Below are 14,482 nucleotides of genomic sequence, written 5' to 3'. Positions count from 1 at the left end.
GGTAATCATTACCAATAGTCAGCGGAGTGTCAGGCTAGGTGAAGGGCGACAGCTGAATCCCGCCGGCGAGCAGATGTTCGCGTACTGCCGTGGCGATATCTACCGCCCCCGGTGAATCGCCATGTACGCAAACCGATTCCACCGTTACCGGGATGACCGATCCGTCCACGGCGGTGGTCTGCCGGGTGGTGACCATGCCCACCACCCGCTCGGCGATCTCCACGGGATCGCGCAGCACGGCTCCAGGGTCGCGGCGTGACACCAGCGTGCCGTCGGGTTGGTAGGCGCGGTCGGCGAACGCCTCGGCAACGGTGCGCAGACCGAGCTTCCCGGCCTCCTCGAAGAACACCGAGCTCGACAGGCCCAGCACCGGCAGGCCGGCGTCGACGCCGTGCACCGCGGCCGCCACCGCGGCGGCCTGCTCCCGGTGACTGACAATGGTGTTGTACAGCGCGCCATGGGGTTTCACGTAGGCGACGGTGGTCCCTGCCGCACGGGCGATGGCCTGCAGTGCGCCGATCTGGTAGATCACCTCGGCGGTCAGATCCTCGGGTGTGACATCGATGAAGCGTCTGCCGAACCCGGCCAGGTCGCGGTAACTGACCTGGGCTCCGACCCGCACGCCTCTGGCCGCGGCCTGACGGCAGGTGCGCAGCAACAGCGCCGGGTCGCCGGCGTGGAAACCGCAGGCCACATTGGCACTGGTGACGACCCCGAGCATGGCTTCGTCGTCGCCGAGTTCCCACGCGCCGAAGCCCTCGCCCAGATCGGCATTGAGGTCGACGGATTCAGCCACGCAACCAGCCTAGGACGACGGTGCGTCCGGCCAGCCGTTCTCCGACACGAATTCGGGAAGCGGGCGCCCGACGGTCCAGTGCTCGATCTCCAGCACCGGCCGGTCCGGGAACTCGGGCACCGGGCCCAGGCACAGGATCGCGACCGGTTCGGCGTCATCGGGCATGCCCATCAGTTCCGCAAGCGGCAGCGGCTGGAAGATCGACACCCACCCCATGCCGAGACCTTCGGCGCGGGCGGCCAGCCACATGTTCTGGATCGCGCACGACACCGACGCCAGGTCCATCTGAGGCAGCGTGCGGCGGCCGAAGATGTGCCGGTCTCGGTTCTCGCCGAGGGCGACGACGAACAGTTCGGCGCAGTCGAGGATGCCCTCTACTTTCAGTGCCAGGAACTCGTCGCCGCGTGAGCCGAGAGCGTCCGCAGTGTTGACCCGTTCCTCGTCGACCAGTGAGTGGATCTTTCTGCGCAAGGCGTCGTCGGTGATCCGGATGAACCGCCAGGGCTGCATCAGACCCACGCTCGGTGCTGCGTGAGCGGCCTGCAACAACCGGCCGAGGACCTCGGGCGCGACGGCGCTGCCGGGTACGAACTGGCGCATGTCGCGCCGTTCGGTGATGGCCCGGTAGACGGCGCGGCGCTCGTCGGGGCTGAAGGCGTGCTCGGACACGAATCGAGCTTAGGCGTGCGGTGGAGAAGGTCGACGACGTCCTCGTCGCCAACGGGGCGCAGGCCGCTCAGTGCGAGTGGGTGACGCTCCAGGCCGGTAGCGGATCGGGATAGCCGACCCAGGCCTGCTGCCCCTCGGCCAGTTCGGCGTCGGTCAGCAGGGCGCCGTCGAGTAGCCGGCGGACCATGTCCCGGTCGAGCTTGATTCCGATGAACACGATCTCCTGACCCGGCGCGATCTCGGTGCCCGACCAGTACTGCGCCGGTTCGATCGCCAGGTTGGGGCCGGCTTGCGACCAGATGGCGGCGATCGTCGGACGGCTCGCGATCCAGCAGAATCCCTTGCTGCGCAAGACCCTTGTCACCTGACTGAGCGCGTCGCCGAGGCGCTGGGGATGAAACGGCCGATCGGAGCGGAAGGTCATCGAGCTGATGCCGTACTCCTCGGTTTCGGGCGTGTGTCCGTCGGCGATCTCCTCATCCCAGCCCGGCGTCTGGGCGGCCGCCTCGGGATCGAACAGCCCGGTGCCGAGTACTTCGCCGATGTCGACGATGCCGTGGTCGGTCCGGATCAGCTTGGCGGTCGGATTGAGTCTGCGCAGCAGCGTGTGGACGGTGTCGAGGATCGCCGGGCTCACCAGGTCGGTTTTGTTGAGCAGGATGACGTCGGCGAACTCCACCTGATCGGTGAGAAGGTCGGAGATGCTGCGGGCATCGCCCTCGCCGGCGGACAGGTCCCGGTCGGCCAGGCCCTCCCCGCGAACGATCTCGGTCAGGAACGTGGACGCGTCGACCACCGTCACCAGGGTGTCCAGCCGGGCGAGTTCGCCGAGTCGGAAGCCATCCTCGAATTCCCAGCTGAAGGTGGCGGCCACGGGCATGGGTTCGGAGATCCCGGTTGATTCGATGACGAGCTGGTCGAAGCGGTTCTGGCGGGCCAGCGCGCCAACCGCCTCGACCAGGTCTTCGCGCAGCGTGCAGCAGATGCAGCCGTTTGTCAGCTCGACGAGCTTCTCTTCGGTGCGGTCGAGGTGTCCCTGTCCGGCGATGAGGGCGGCATCGATGTTGACCTCGCTCATGTCGTTGACGATCACCGCGACGCGTCTGCCCTCACGGTTGGCCAGGATGTGGTTGAGCAGCGTGGTCTTCCCGGCGCCGAGAAAGCCGGACAGGACGGTGACGGGCAGCAGGTCGGACATCGGACTCCTTAATGAAAACGATTTTCAATAAATCATCATCCGGGCGTGCATCGGCTAATGCAAACGGTTATCGTTATCGCCGTGCTCCCGCCCCTGAATCTCCGCGCCGTGGCCGCCGCGTTGTTGCTGGCCACACCGTTCGCCCTCGCCGCCTGCGGCTCAAAAGAAACCCAGCAACCCGAGGCCGGTGGGAACTGCGTGACCACGCCGGTCAACGTGGTCGTCAGCGTCGACCAGTGGGGCGACATCGTGTCCGCCCTGGGGGGCGACTGCGCGAAGGTGACCACCGTGGTGGCCGGCTCGTCCGTCGATCCCCACGACTTCGAACCCGCGCCCGCGGACGCGGCAAAGTTCCAGGGCGCCCAACTGGTCGTCATCAACGGTGGCCACTACGACGAGTGGGCGACCAAGCTCGCCCAGAGCACGGCACCGGATGCCATCGTGCTGCGCGCCGTCGGTGAGTCCGACGATCCCTCGGCCAACCCGCATGCCTGGTACGACCCGGTCGCGGTGACCGGCGTGGCCGATGCGGTGACCGAGGAACTGAGCCAAATGGCTCCGGACGCAAAGGATTACTTCGCGCAGCGCCGCGCCGAGTTCACGACCTCGATGCAGCCCTACCAACAACTGATCACCGACATCAAGACCAAGGCGCCCGGTAAGCGCTATGCCGCCACCGAAACCGTGTTCGACGACATGGCAGCCGCGGTCGGCCTGGTCAATCAGACGCCCGCGGGCTATCAGGCCGCGTCGTCCAACGACACCGAACCGTCACCGGCCGATCTGGACGCGTTCCTGCGACTGCTCGCCGATCACGGCGCCGATGTGCTGATCTACAACACCCAGACCGAGGGCTCGCTGCCCCAGCAGATCCGGGCAGCCGCCGAGAGCGCCGGAATTCCGGTCGTCGATGTCACCGAAACGGTGGCGCCGGGAACGGATTCGTTCGAGGCTTGGCAGGTGAACCAATTGACCGCGCTCGCCAAGGCGCTCGGAGTGCAGGCCTAGTGCCACCCGATACCGCCGACCCTGATACCGCCAACCCGCCCGCGCTGGTCTTCGACGACGTCAGTGCCGTGCGTGGGGGCCGGCTGATCTGGTCGGAGGGCACCTTCGAGATCCCGACCGGTGGCATCGTGGCGCTGATCGGGTCCAACGGATCGGGCAAGTCCACGATGCTGCAGGTCATCCTGGGCCTGTTGCCGGCCGCCTCGGGTTCGGTGCGGGTGCTCGGCGGCGCGCCGGGTGAACACAACGACCTCATCGGTTACGTCCCTCAGGATTACGCGGCAGGCGCGGGGGAGGCCATCCGGGCCCGTGGTGCGGTGACCCTCGGGCTCACCGGCCGGCGTTGGGGTTTCACCCGCACCTCGGCCGCCGACCGCGCCCGGGTCGACGAGGCCCTGGAGTGGGTCGAGGCCACCGGGTTCGCGACCATGCGCCTGTCCGAGCTGTCGGGCGGGCAGCGGCAGCGCATCGCGCTGGCCAACGCCCTTGTCGGACATCCGAAGATGTTGATCCTCGATGAGCCGTTGGCCGCCCTCGACCTGCGCAACCAACACGAGATCGTGCAGTTGCTGGCCAAGCTCAACCAAGACCTCGGTGTGACGATTCTCGTTGTCGCCCATGACCTCAACCCGCTGCTCAGCGTGCTCGACAGCGCGATATATCTGCTCGACGGGCACGCGCACCACGCCGCCATCGACCAGGTGGTGGACGCCGACCTGCTGACCCACCTCTACGGAACGCAGGTGCAGGTGGCCCACACCCCGCTGGGGCAGATGTACATGAGGAGCGTGTGATGTCGGCGGGTCTGCTGGCGCAGGGCACCTTCGCCCAAAGCACTCTGGCACTGGGCTATCAGCACAACTGGTGGCAGATCCTGACGTCGGCGTTCATGCGCAATGCGCTGATCGGCGGCACCTTGGTGGCGTTGGCCGCCGGGCTGATCGGCTATTTCGTGATCGTGCGCAATACCGCGTTCGCTGCCCATGCGCTGGCGCACATCGGTCTGCCGGGTGCCACCGGTGCGGCGTTGCTCGGACTTCCGGTGGGCCTGGGGTTGGGGGCCTTCTGTGTCGGCGGGGCCCTGGTGATCGGGGCGCTGGGCAAGCGGGCCCATGACCGCGAGGTGGCCACCGGCACGGTGCTGGCCCTGGCCACCGGCTTCGGCCTGTTCTTCAATTCGTTGGCCACCAAGAACTCGTCGACGCTGACCAACGTGTTGTTCGGCAATCTGCTGGCCATCACCCACCAGCAGCTGCTGATGTTCACCGCGCTGTTGGTGGTGCTGGCGGCCGCGGTCGTAATCGTTTTCCGCCCACTGCTGTTCGCGTCGGTCAACGCCCAGGTGGCCGAGGCGAAAGGGGTGCCGGTCCGCGCGTTGTCGGTGCTGTTCATGGTTCTGCTCGGCATCGCGGTGACGATGGCCGTGCTGGCCGTCGGCACGCTGCTGCTGTTCGCACTCGTGGTCACTCCGGCGGCGACGGCAATCATGGTGACGGCCCGACCGGTCCTCGCGATGACCATCTCGACCGTGATCAGCGTGGTCTCGGTATGGGCGGGGCTCGCCGTATCGGCAATCTTCAACATGCCGCCGAGCTTCGTCATCGTCACGATCGCGTGTGGCATCTGGCTGGCGGTGTGGACGGTTGATCGGGTGAGGAATTCGTCTATCGGCTAGCCTCAGAAAGCATGCCAAGGAGTCCCCACCCGCCGCGGCGGGCCACTCTGGCTTCGTTGGCCGCCGAACTGAAGGTTTCGCGCACCACGATCTCCAACGCCTACAACCGTCCCGACCAGTTGTCCGCCGAGCTTCGCGATCGGATCTTCGATGCGGCCAAGCGGCTGGGCTATGCCGGACCGGATCCGGTGGCCCGTTCCCTGCGCACCCGTAAGGCCGGGGCGGTGGGGCTGATCATCACCGAGCCGCTCAACTATTCGTTCAGTGATCCCGCTGCGCTCGATTTCGTTGCGGGGCTTGCCGAATCCTGCGAGGCGGCGGGTCAGGGGCTGCTATTGGTGGCCATCGGGCCGAACCGCAGTTTCGAGGATGGCTCGGCGGCGGTGCTCGCGGCGGGCGTCGACGGATTCGTGGTGTACTCGGCCTCCGACGATGATCCGTATCTGCCGGTGGTGCGTCAGCGGCAGTTGCCGGTCGTGGTGGTGGATCAACCCAAGGACGTTCCCGGGGTGTCGCGGGTCAGCATCGACGACCGCGGCGGGATGCGGCGGCTGACCGAGCATGTGCTGGAGCTGGGCCACCAACACATCGGCCTGCTGACCATGCGGCTGGGCCGGGACTGGCCGCACGAGAGCATGAAACCCGCACTGGCAGATCCGGATCGGGTATTGTCCCCGCATTTCCATGTGCAGCGCGAACGGATTCACGGCGTGTACGACGCGATGACGGCTGCCGGCCTGGCGCCGGACACGCTGACGGTGGTGGAGAGCTACGACCATCTACCGACGTCCGGCGGAGCGGCCGCCGAGGCGGCGCTGGACGCCAATCCCCGCATCACCGCGCTGATGTGTACCGCCGACGTACTGGCCTTGTCTGCCATGGATTATCTGCGTTCCCGTGGCATCTACGTGCCGGGGCAGATGACGGTCACGGGATTCGACGGGGTGCCGGAGGCGTTGCGGCGCGGCCTGTCCACGGTGGTGCAGTCCAGTATGGCCAAGGGCCGGCGGGCCGGTGAGTTGCTGCACAATCCGCCGCGGGACGGGCTGCCGGTGATCGACGTGCTCGAGACCGAGGTGGTGCGGGGCCGGACGTCGGGCCCGCCGGCCTAGTCTGCTTCACCCCATTCCGCCGAAACGGCATTCCGGCAGGTGTCCACTCGCACTTCTTCTGCTGGAATGCCATTTCGGCGTCAGCGGCGCGCGTCGAGCAGGTACTTCAGTGCTGCCCCAACATCTTCGGGCTCGTCGACCCGGTAGGTGGCCAAGGTCTCGCCGGGTCCGACCTTGACGCCGACGTCGCCGTCGCACAACCGGCGGAACGCCTTCTCGTCGGTGACGTCGTCGCCGAAGTAGATCACCGTGGACGCCTTGTGCTCGTCGCGCAGGATGTCGATCGCCTCGCCCTTGTCGGTGGTGATCACGGCGAACTCGAGGACGGCCTTGCCCTCGGTCAACTCGGCATCCCAGGCCTTCGACGCCGCATGAGCCTGCAGCAGCGCGGAGTCGGCGTCGGCGGGTTCGGCGTTACGCACATGGAGTGCGACGCTGGCCGGTTTGAGTTCGACGGTCACCCCGGGCCGGCTGGCCGCAATCGCCTGCAGCTCACCGGCGATCGTGTCGAGGAGGGCGCGATCGATGGGGTGGGTGAATCCGGAGTCGAATTCGGCGCCGTGGCTGCCGACCAGGTGCACCGCCGCGGGCATGCCCGACAGGTCCCGCAGCACCTCGAGGGCCCGTCCGGAGATCAGGGCGGTGGAGATGCCGGGAAGTTCGGAGAGGGCGACAAGTGCCTTGGCGGCGTCACGCAGTGGGCGCGCGTCGGCCGGGTTGTTGACGATCGGGGCCAGGGTGCCGTCGAAATCAGAGGTGATCAGGAGCCGGTCGACGCGGGCCGCGGCCGTCAGAGCTTGGGTCAGGTCAGCGGGAAGGCTCACCCGCTAGATCTTAGGTTTGTCCTCGGCGCCGATCAGCAACCGGACAGCCAGGTCGAGTCGCTTGCTGACGTCGGTGGCCGAGGCACGGCGGGTCAGCCAGGCCAGCAGGTTCGACAGCCACACGTCGGAGATGACCCGGGCGATGTGGTACTGGTCCTCGGTCGGCTCGCCGTCGCTCATCGCGCGGGCGAACATCGAGTCCATCAGCTTGCCGACATGGTCGACCTCGCCCGCGGCCGAGGCGTCGGCGAAGACGAAGGCCCGGGTCATGGCCTCGGTGAGCAGCGGGTTGCGCTGCATCGCGCGGTTCAGCTTGCCGACCATGAAGCTCAGCCGCTGGTAGGGGGTGCCGCCGGCCAGTGCGGCACGGTCGGTCTTGGCGTCGATGCGCTCGAACTCCCGGCCGAGGGCCGACACCAGCAGGTGGACCTTGGACGGGAAGTAGCGGTAGAGCGTGCCGACGGCGACATCGGCCCGTTCGGCCACGGCACGCATCTGGACGGCCTCGTAGCCGCCCTTGGAGGCGATGGCCAGGGTCGCATCCAGGATGCGCTTGCGGCGCTCCCGCTGAGCTTCGGAGCCGAGTTCGGATTCGGCGAGGACTGCCACGTTCATAACCTCACGCGGCCGGGTGTCAGACCCGGACGATTCGCTGCCTGTCTTCTGTGGTGCGCTGGACATGCGGTGTGTGGCCCCCTCTCGTCGCGTGCCCCGTCGAAAACGATACGCACGGCGATCTCCTTCTACACACCTCCGCGCCGTTAAACACACGGACGTGTCCTGCTGTGATGCGGGTCGACTTGACGGTCGAACACTGTCACCATTAGAACACGTTCTAGTGAGAAGCACGGACTTCTCGCGCTAGGGGCTAGGAGGTCCACCATGTCCGGCGCGTCTGCCACCATCACCGACGAGCAGTTTGCCGCCCGTGACCTGGTGCGTAGCTGGGCGGCCGCAGCTGCTACAGCTACCGCCGTCCGCGAGGCTGAACATGATGCCGATGCCTGGCGCAGGCCGTTTCAGGGTCTCGCCGAACTAGGGATCTTCAGCGTGGCGGTCCCCGAGGAACAGGGCGGCGCCGGCGGCACGGTCGAGGATCTGTGCGCGATGGTCGACGAAGCCGCGGCCGCACTGGTGCCCGGGCCGGTGGCCACCACGGCCCTGGCGACCCTGGTCGTCACCGACGAGGCTGTGCTGGAGGCCCTGGTATCGGGTGAGCGCACGGCCGGTGCGGCCCTGGATGCGGACCTGACGCTGTCCGGCGACCTCGAAAACGGAACCGTGTCGGGCACCGCCGAGTTTGTCCTCGGCGCGGACGCCGCCGGGGTGTTGCTGCTGCCCGCCGGCGACCGCGTGGTGCTGGTCGACGCGGGTGCTGCCGGTGTGACCGTCGAACTGCTCACCGCCACCGACTTCTCGCTGCCGCTGGCCCGGGTCGTGCTGGACTCGGCGCCCGCGCAGGTGCTCGATGTCTCGCGGCAGCGGTTCTCCGACATCACCGCGGCTGTCCTGGCCGCCGAAGCCGCCGGGTTGGCGCGGTGGACCCTGCAGACCGCCACCGAGTACGCGAAGGTGCGCGAGCAGTTCGGCAAGCCGATCGGCAGCTTCCAAGCCGTCAAGCACATGTGTGCCGAGATGCTGTTGCGCTCGGAGCAGATCTCGGTTTCTGCCGCCGACGCGGCGCGTGCGGTCTCGGAGGCCGATGACTCCCAGCTGTCGATCGCCGCTGCGGTGGCGGCGGCTGCCGGTATCGACGCGGCCGAGGCCAACGCCAAGGACTGCATCCAGGTGCTCGGCGGTATCGGCATCACCTGGGAGCACGAGGCGCATCTGTATCTGCGTCGCGCATATGGGATTTCGCACGCGCTCGGTGGTCGGCGCCGGTGGATCCGCCGGGTCTCGGCACTGACCCAGCAGGGTGTGCGTCGTGAACTCCGGATCGATCTGGAGTCGGTGGCCGGCCTGCGCCCCGAGATCAGCGCCGCGGTGTCCGAGGTGGCCGCGCTGCCGGTGGAAAAGCGTCAGGTGGCCCTGGCCGAGTCCGGCCTGCTCGCCCCGCACTGGCCACGTCCCTACGGCCGCAACGCATCTCCGGCCGAGCAGCTGCTCATCGACCAGGAACTCGCTGCGGCAGAGGTGGAGCGCCCGGATCTGGTGATCGGCTGGTGGGCGGTGCCGACCATCCTGGAGCACGGCAGCCCCGAGCAGATCGACCAGTTCGTGCCGGCCACGCTGCGCGGCGACCTGGCCTGGTGCCAGCTGTTCTCCGAGCCCGGCGCCGGCTCCGACCTGGCCGCACTGCGTATGAAAGCTGTTCGCGCAGAAGGTCCCAACGGTGAGCCGGGCTGGAAGCTGACCGGTCAGAAGGTGTGGACCTCGGCGGCACAGAAAGCGCACTGGGGCGTGTGCCTGGCACGCACTGACGCCGACGCTCCGAAACACAAGGGCATCACCTACTTCCTGATCGACATGAAGTCGCCGGGCATCGTGATCCGCCCGCTGCGCGAGATCACCGGTGACGAGCTGTTCAACGAGGTCTTCTTCGACGACGTGTTCGTGCCGGACGAGATGGTGGTCGGCACCGTCAACGACGGCTGGCGGCTGGCCCGCACCACCCTGGCCAACGAGCGCGTGGCGATGGCCGGCGGCACGGCACTGGGTAATCCGATGGAAGAGCTGCTGCGCACGCTTGGCGCGCAGCCCGACGTGGATCCGGCCGACCTGGACCGCCTCGGCGGGTTGATCCTGACGGCCCAGGTGGGTTCACTGCTGGACCAGCGGATCGCGCAGTTGGCGGTCAGCGGCCAGGACACCGGCGCGCAGGCCAGCGCCCGCAAGCTGATCGGCGTGCGTTACCGGCAGACACTGGCCGAGTTCCGCCTGGAACTGTCCGACGGCGGCGGTGCGGTGCGTAACCGCGAGGTGCACGACTTCCTCAACACGCGCTGCCTGACCATCGCCGGCGGCACCGAGCAGATCCTGCTGACCGTCGCCGGTGAGCGCTTGCTCGGCCTGCCGCGCTAACCCCGCAGGTACCCCGCCAGCATCGTGACGATGCCGTCCTCGAGCTGTTCGGCGTCGGCGGGTTTGTCGCACGCCAACAGCCGGTGTGTGAGCGACTCGACGGTCGCGACCACCATGCGCGCCGCAAACCCGGTGTCGGCCACCGCAACGTCAGAGTGGCTGTCCAGCAAGGCTTTTGCCGTGCCGACGGCATCCTCTTCGGCGCGGTGCAGCCGGTCCAGCAGAGCCGGTGAGCGAGGAGCTTCCTCGAACAGCACGCGGTGCAGACGGGTGTCGTCGCGGTGGTTGTCGATGGTCGCCCGGACGAACAAGCGCAGGAGGTCTTCGAGTGATTCGGGCAGGCCTGAGGCAGTGCGCTCGCGCAGCAGCGCGGTCCCGGTGTCGACGTGTGCGTCGGTGAGCGCCGACAGGATCGCGTCCTTGTTCGGGAAGTACTGATACAGCGAGCCGATCGACAGATCCGCTGCGTCGGCGATGCGGTTGGTGGTGCCCGCGGCATACCCGTACTCGGCGAAAACGCGAGCCGCCGCCTCGAGGATGGCCTGTCGGGTCTCCACGGCGCGCTGCTGTCTGGGCTGCTTACGGGCCCGAAATCGGTCAGTAGGGGTCATTGTCGCCTCCGCACGAAAAGCGAGTAGTCAGGCGTCGTGCTGCTCTCGAAAATTGGTGACATGCAGCGCATCCATGTTGAGACGATTCTTCCCGCCGACACGGAACGAGTGTGGCAGGCCATGCAGCAGGTCCCGACGTTTCTCTATGTCTGCCGTGGCTTGTTCGGCGTGCCCGCTCTGGCCGGACGCACCGAACCGTTCCGGGCCGGGGACCACGGCACCGGATGGCTGTTCGCCTTCCACGTGATCCCCGCCTACCGGCACACCATCGAGGTTCTCGACGTCGACGACATCACCCGCACCATCCGCACCCACGAGTACGGCGGCATGCTGCGGTCCTGGGATCACACCCTGCACGTCGAACCGGTCACCGATCGGTCGTGCCGGTACAGCGACACCGTCGAGATCGACGCCGGTCGAATGACTTCCGTGGTGGTCGCGGTTGCCCGCGGGATCTACGCCTACCGGCACCGCCGGTGGCGCAGGCTCGTGGACAAACACATGGCTGTAGACGACGCCTGAGCGCCAATCCAGAAGGGGCGCGCGGTCAGAACCCGGTCGTGGCGCAGGCGCTCGGCGTGGTGAGGTTCACCCCGCCCCAGGTCACGTGGATGTCCGAGCAGATGATGAAGTTGTCCGCGGTGTTCGGCTGGCCGGTCTGCCACTTGGTGGGTGTCGACACGCCGTCGATGGTGAAGCGTTCGATCGGTCCGCCACCGAAGTACGTCGCCGAGATCTCGACCTTGTTGACCGACCGGTACAACTTCGACAGCACGTTGTCGTGGTTGGAGCCCTTGATCTCCCGGGGCATCCCGGCCGGGGCGCTGTAGGAGGCTTCCTGCCAGGTGTCTTTGTTGGAACTACGCAGGGTGATGGTCTGACGCGCCCACGCGTCGCCGGGGAACCCGATCGGCCCGTCCGGGGTCAGCAGGTTCGCCGACGTCCGGAAGTTGCATGTGGTGCCGGCGCAGTCCGCGCTGACGTGCATCTCGATCGTGCCCTGGGGGCTCGGGATCGAGCTGACGGCCGAATTGGAGGCGGCCGTGGCCGACCCGGGAAACGCCAGCGCAGCCGCGGTCAGCACTGCTGCCGTGCTCGCTGCGGAAAGCCTGTTGATCGTCATCGTCAAGAAAGGTATCCGCTCGTTACTCGTCGTAGGTGACTTCGACCGAATCCGACACCGGTGTGGCCTGGCAACCCAGGATCAGGCCCTCGTCCAGATCGGATGGTTCGAGTACGTCGTTGATCTTCATCTCGACGTCCCCGGACTTCTTGAGCACGGCGCAGGCACCGCAGTGGCCTTCGCGGCAGGAGAACGGTGCGTCCAATCCCTTGTCCAGCAGGACGTCGAGGAGCGTGGCCGACCGTGGCCAACGGACCTCGTGGGTGGTGCCGTCCAGGGTGACGACCGCGGTGGCCGGCTCTTGGTCGCCCTCTTCTTCCTCGATGACGACCGCGGCGAACGGGTCGGAGTCGAGCGACTTGAACACCTCGATGTGGATGCGCTCGTCGGCGGCGCCGGCCTGCTGCAGCGCCTGCTCGGCTGCTGCCATGAACGGTCCGGGCCCGCAGATAAAGGCCTCGCGCGCCGAATACGGGGCGACGAGTGTGGTGAGTGCGGCCGGGCTGGGCAGGCCCTGCACGGTCTCCAGCCAGTGCACGACGGTGAACCGGTCGGGGTACTTGGCCGCCAGTTCGCGGAGGGTGGCACCGAAGATGACGGAGTTCTCGTCGCGGTTGGCATAGACCAGGACGACGTTGCCGGTGCCCTCGGCGAGTGCCGACTTGCAGATCGCCATCATCGGGGTGATGCCGCTGCCCGCGGCCAGCAGCAGGAAGTCGGTGTCGAGATTCTTGGGTACGAAGGTGCCCGACGGGGCCAGCACGTGCATCTTCATGCCGGCATGTGCGTTGTCGCACAGCCAGTTCGAGGCGTAACCGTCGACGGTTCGCTTGACCGTGACGGTCAGCTGGTCGTCCGTCACCGGCGAGCTGGACAGTGAATAACAGCGGGCCACCGAGCCGGTGCGATCGCTCGGCACCCGCAGGGTCAGGAACTGGCCCGGGGCATAGCGCAGCCGGTCGGCGGGAATCTCTGAGCCCTCGGGCACGGAGAACACGAGAGACCGGGCGTCGGCCGTCTCCTCGATGACTGCACTCACCTGCAGTTCGAGCACATGGCTGCCCAGTGGCTCATCAGTCACGGCTGGACCCTCTCTTCACTCATAACTAGAACATGTTACAAAAACGTACTTGCCCTGGTCCAGCCCACCATTGCCAGGCGCTACTCGACACAAATCGTAACGTGTTCTAATCTCAGTCTAAGCGGTCAGCTCGCGCTTATCGCAGTCCGAATCTTGGGAGGCATTTCCGTGACATCCATTGAACAGCGTGACGTGCAGGCAGTGCTGGCCGGCATCGATGAACTGCTGCCGACGCTGCGTGAGCGCGCTCAGGAGACCGAGGATCTGCGCAAGCTGCCCGACGCGAACGTGAAGGCGCTGGAGGACATCGGTTTCTTCAAGCTGCTGCAGCCCGAGCAGTGGGGCGGCCTGCAGTGCGACCCGACCGTGTTCTACGAGGCGGTCCGGCGTCTGGCCAGCGCGTGCGGTTCCACCGGCTGGGTCGCCGGCATCATCGGTGTGCACAACTGGCACCTGGCGCTGTTCGATCAGCAGGCTCAGGAAGACGTCTGGGGCGAGGACACCTCGGTCCGGATCTCCTCGTCCTACGCCCCGATGGGTGCCGGTGTGGTGACCGAGACCGGTGACGGCTACCTCGTCAACGGTGCTTGGAACTGGTCCTCGGGCTGCGATCACGCCAGCTGGGCCTTCCTCGGCGGCCCGGTCATCAAGGACGGCCGGCCGGTCGATTTCGGCAGCTTCCTGATCCCGCGTACCGACTACCAGATCGACGACGTCTGGAACGTCGTCGGCCTGCGCGGTACCGGCAGCAACACCGTCGTGGTCAAGGACGTGTTCGTGCCCAAGCACCGCTTCCTGTCCTACAAGGCGATGAACGACGGCACCGCCGGCGGCTATGAGACCAACACCGCTCCCGTGTACAAGATGCCGTGGGGCACAATCCATCCCACCACCATCTCGGCACCCATCGTCGGTATGGCCTACGGCGCCTACGACGCCCACGTCGAGCACCAGGGCAAGCGCGTCCGCGCCGCCTTCGCCGGTGAGAAGGCCAAGGACGATCCGTTCGCCAAGATCCGCATCGCCGAGGCCGCCAGCGACATCGACGCCGCCTGGCGTCAGCTGTCGGGCAACGTCGCCGACGAGTACGCCCTGCTGGTCGCCGGCGAGGAGATCCCGTTCGAGCTGCGGGCCCGGGCGCGGCGCGATCAGGTGCGTGCCACCGGCCGCGCGATCGCCTCGATCGACCGGCTCTTCGAGGCCTCGGGTGCCACCGCACTGTCCAATGACGCTCCGGTGCAGCGGTTCTGGCGTGACGCGCACGCCGGCCGGGTGCACGCGGCCAACGATCCCGAGCGCGCCTACCTGATCTTCGGCAACAACGAGTTCGGCCTGCCCCCGGCCGACACGATGGTCTGATA

General features: G+C 67.2%; 15 protein-coding genes. 7 read left to right on the top strand and 8 right to left on the bottom strand.

All coding sequences use genetic code 11. The features are described 5' to 3' along the window. Window positions 1-34: 34 nt before the first annotated feature. The 3 genes from AC4ELH_RS24955 to AC4ELH_RS24945 all read right to left on the bottom strand — a co-directional run bounded on the left by AC4ELH_RS24955 (window position 35) and on the right by AC4ELH_RS24945 (window position 2,663). A complete protein-coding gene (locus AC4ELH_RS24955; protein WP_498887405.1) occupies window positions 35-796 on the bottom strand; it encodes a LamB/YcsF family protein in 762 nt (253 codons plus the stop codon). A gap of 9 nt (window positions 797-805) precedes the next feature. After that, window positions 806-1,465: a 5,6-dimethylbenzimidazole synthase gene (bluB, locus tag AC4ELH_RS24950; RefSeq protein WP_064883829.1), complete on the bottom strand. Its 660-nt coding sequence runs from the start codon at window positions 1,463-1,465 to the stop codon at window positions 806-808. 67 nt (window positions 1,466-1,532) lie between these two features. Then, the gene (locus AC4ELH_RS24945; protein WP_498887403.1) at window positions 1,533-2,663 is read right to left on the bottom strand and encodes a GTP-binding protein; all 1,131 of its coding nucleotides are present in this window, start codon (window positions 2,661-2,663) and stop codon (window positions 1,533-1,535) included. Between the two features lie 57 nt (window positions 2,664-2,720). Between AC4ELH_RS24945 and AC4ELH_RS24940 the strand changes: the two genes are divergently transcribed. The 4 genes from AC4ELH_RS24940 to AC4ELH_RS24925 are packed head-to-tail and all read left to right on the top strand — an operon-like array spanning window position 2,721 to window position 6,458. Next, entirely contained in the window at window positions 2,721-3,671 is a 951-nt protein-coding gene (locus AC4ELH_RS24940) for a metal ABC transporter solute-binding protein, Zn/Mn family (RefSeq protein WP_498887401.1), read from the top strand. Continuing rightward, entirely contained in the window at window positions 3,671-4,465 is a 795-nt protein-coding gene (locus tag AC4ELH_RS24935; protein WP_064883823.1) for a metal ABC transporter ATP-binding protein, read from the top strand. The genes AC4ELH_RS24940 and AC4ELH_RS24935 overlap by 1 nt, the downstream gene beginning before the upstream one ends. Next, window positions 4,465-5,346: a metal ABC transporter permease gene (locus AC4ELH_RS24930; protein WP_064958096.1), complete on the top strand. Its 882-nt coding sequence runs from the start codon at window positions 4,465-4,467 to the stop codon at window positions 5,344-5,346. Before AC4ELH_RS24935 ends, AC4ELH_RS24930 begins: the two co-directional genes overlap by 1 nt. Window positions 5,347-5,357: 11 nt before the next feature. After that, on the top strand, window positions 5,358-6,458 hold the full coding sequence (locus tag AC4ELH_RS24925; RefSeq protein ID WP_064883819.1) for an Rv3575c family transcriptional regulator: 1,101 nt from the start codon (window positions 5,358-5,360) through the stop codon (window positions 6,456-6,458). An 80-nt stretch (window positions 6,459-6,538) separates the two neighbouring features. Here AC4ELH_RS24925 and otsB read toward each other — a convergent pair whose 3' ends face one another. Both otsB and kstR read right to left on the bottom strand, forming a co-directional pair. Continuing rightward, window positions 6,539-7,282, bottom strand: coding sequence for a trehalose-phosphatase (otsB, locus tag AC4ELH_RS24920; RefSeq protein WP_498887399.1), 744 nt, complete (start codon window positions 7,280-7,282; stop codon window positions 6,539-6,541). A 3-nt stretch (window positions 7,283-7,285) separates the two neighbouring features. Continuing rightward, window positions 7,286-7,891, bottom strand: a complete 606-nt coding sequence (gene kstR / locus AC4ELH_RS24915) for a cholesterol catabolism transcriptional regulator KstR (RefSeq protein WP_164480958.1) — start codon at window positions 7,889-7,891, stop codon at window positions 7,286-7,288. A gap of 273 nt (window positions 7,892-8,164) precedes the next feature. Here kstR and AC4ELH_RS24910 point away from each other — a divergent pair, with 273 nt between their 5' ends. After that, the gene (locus AC4ELH_RS24910) at window positions 8,165-10,306 is read left to right on the top strand and encodes an acyl-CoA dehydrogenase family protein (protein ID WP_498887396.1); all 2,142 of its coding nucleotides are present in this window, start codon (window positions 8,165-8,167) and stop codon (window positions 10,304-10,306) included. On the opposite strand, the gene AC4ELH_RS24905 is transcribed toward AC4ELH_RS24910, so the two are convergent. Next, window positions 10,303-10,917, bottom strand: a complete 615-nt coding sequence (locus AC4ELH_RS24905) for a TetR/AcrR family transcriptional regulator (RefSeq protein ID WP_498887394.1) — start codon at window positions 10,915-10,917, stop codon at window positions 10,303-10,305. The genes AC4ELH_RS24910 and AC4ELH_RS24905 overlap by 4 nt on opposite strands. Before the next feature lie 60 nt (window positions 10,918-10,977). On the opposite strand from AC4ELH_RS24905, the gene AC4ELH_RS24900 reads away from it, so the two are divergent. Beyond that, a complete protein-coding gene (locus AC4ELH_RS24900) occupies window positions 10,978-11,439 on the top strand; it encodes an Rv1443c family protein (protein WP_498887392.1) in 462 nt (153 codons plus the stop codon). 25 nt (window positions 11,440-11,464) lie between these two features. On the opposite strand, the gene AC4ELH_RS24895 is transcribed toward AC4ELH_RS24900, so the two are convergent. Then, a complete protein-coding gene (locus AC4ELH_RS24895) occupies window positions 11,465-12,034 on the bottom strand; it encodes a hypothetical protein (RefSeq protein WP_498887610.1) in 570 nt (189 codons plus the stop codon). A gap of 28 nt (window positions 12,035-12,062) precedes the next feature. Then, complete coding sequence (locus tag AC4ELH_RS24890; protein ID WP_498887390.1) at window positions 12,063-13,121, bottom strand: 2Fe-2S iron-sulfur cluster-binding protein; 1,059 nt, start codon at window positions 13,119-13,121, stop codon at window positions 12,063-12,065. A gap of 168 nt (window positions 13,122-13,289) precedes the next feature. On the opposite strand from AC4ELH_RS24890, the gene hsaA reads away from it, so the two are divergent. Continuing rightward, window positions 13,290-14,480: a 3-hydroxy-9,10-secoandrosta-1,3,5(10)-triene-9,17-dione monooxygenase oxygenase subunit gene (gene hsaA, locus AC4ELH_RS24885; protein ID WP_064883807.1), complete on the top strand. Its 1,191-nt coding sequence runs from the start codon at window positions 13,290-13,292 to the stop codon at window positions 14,478-14,480. The last annotated feature ends 2 nt before the right edge of the window (window positions 14,481-14,482 follow it).

This window comes from Mycobacterium shunyiense (genome assembly GCF_058270075.1).
Note: the sequence above shows the minus strand (reverse complement) of the source record. Positions and strands in the feature narration are given on the sequence as shown.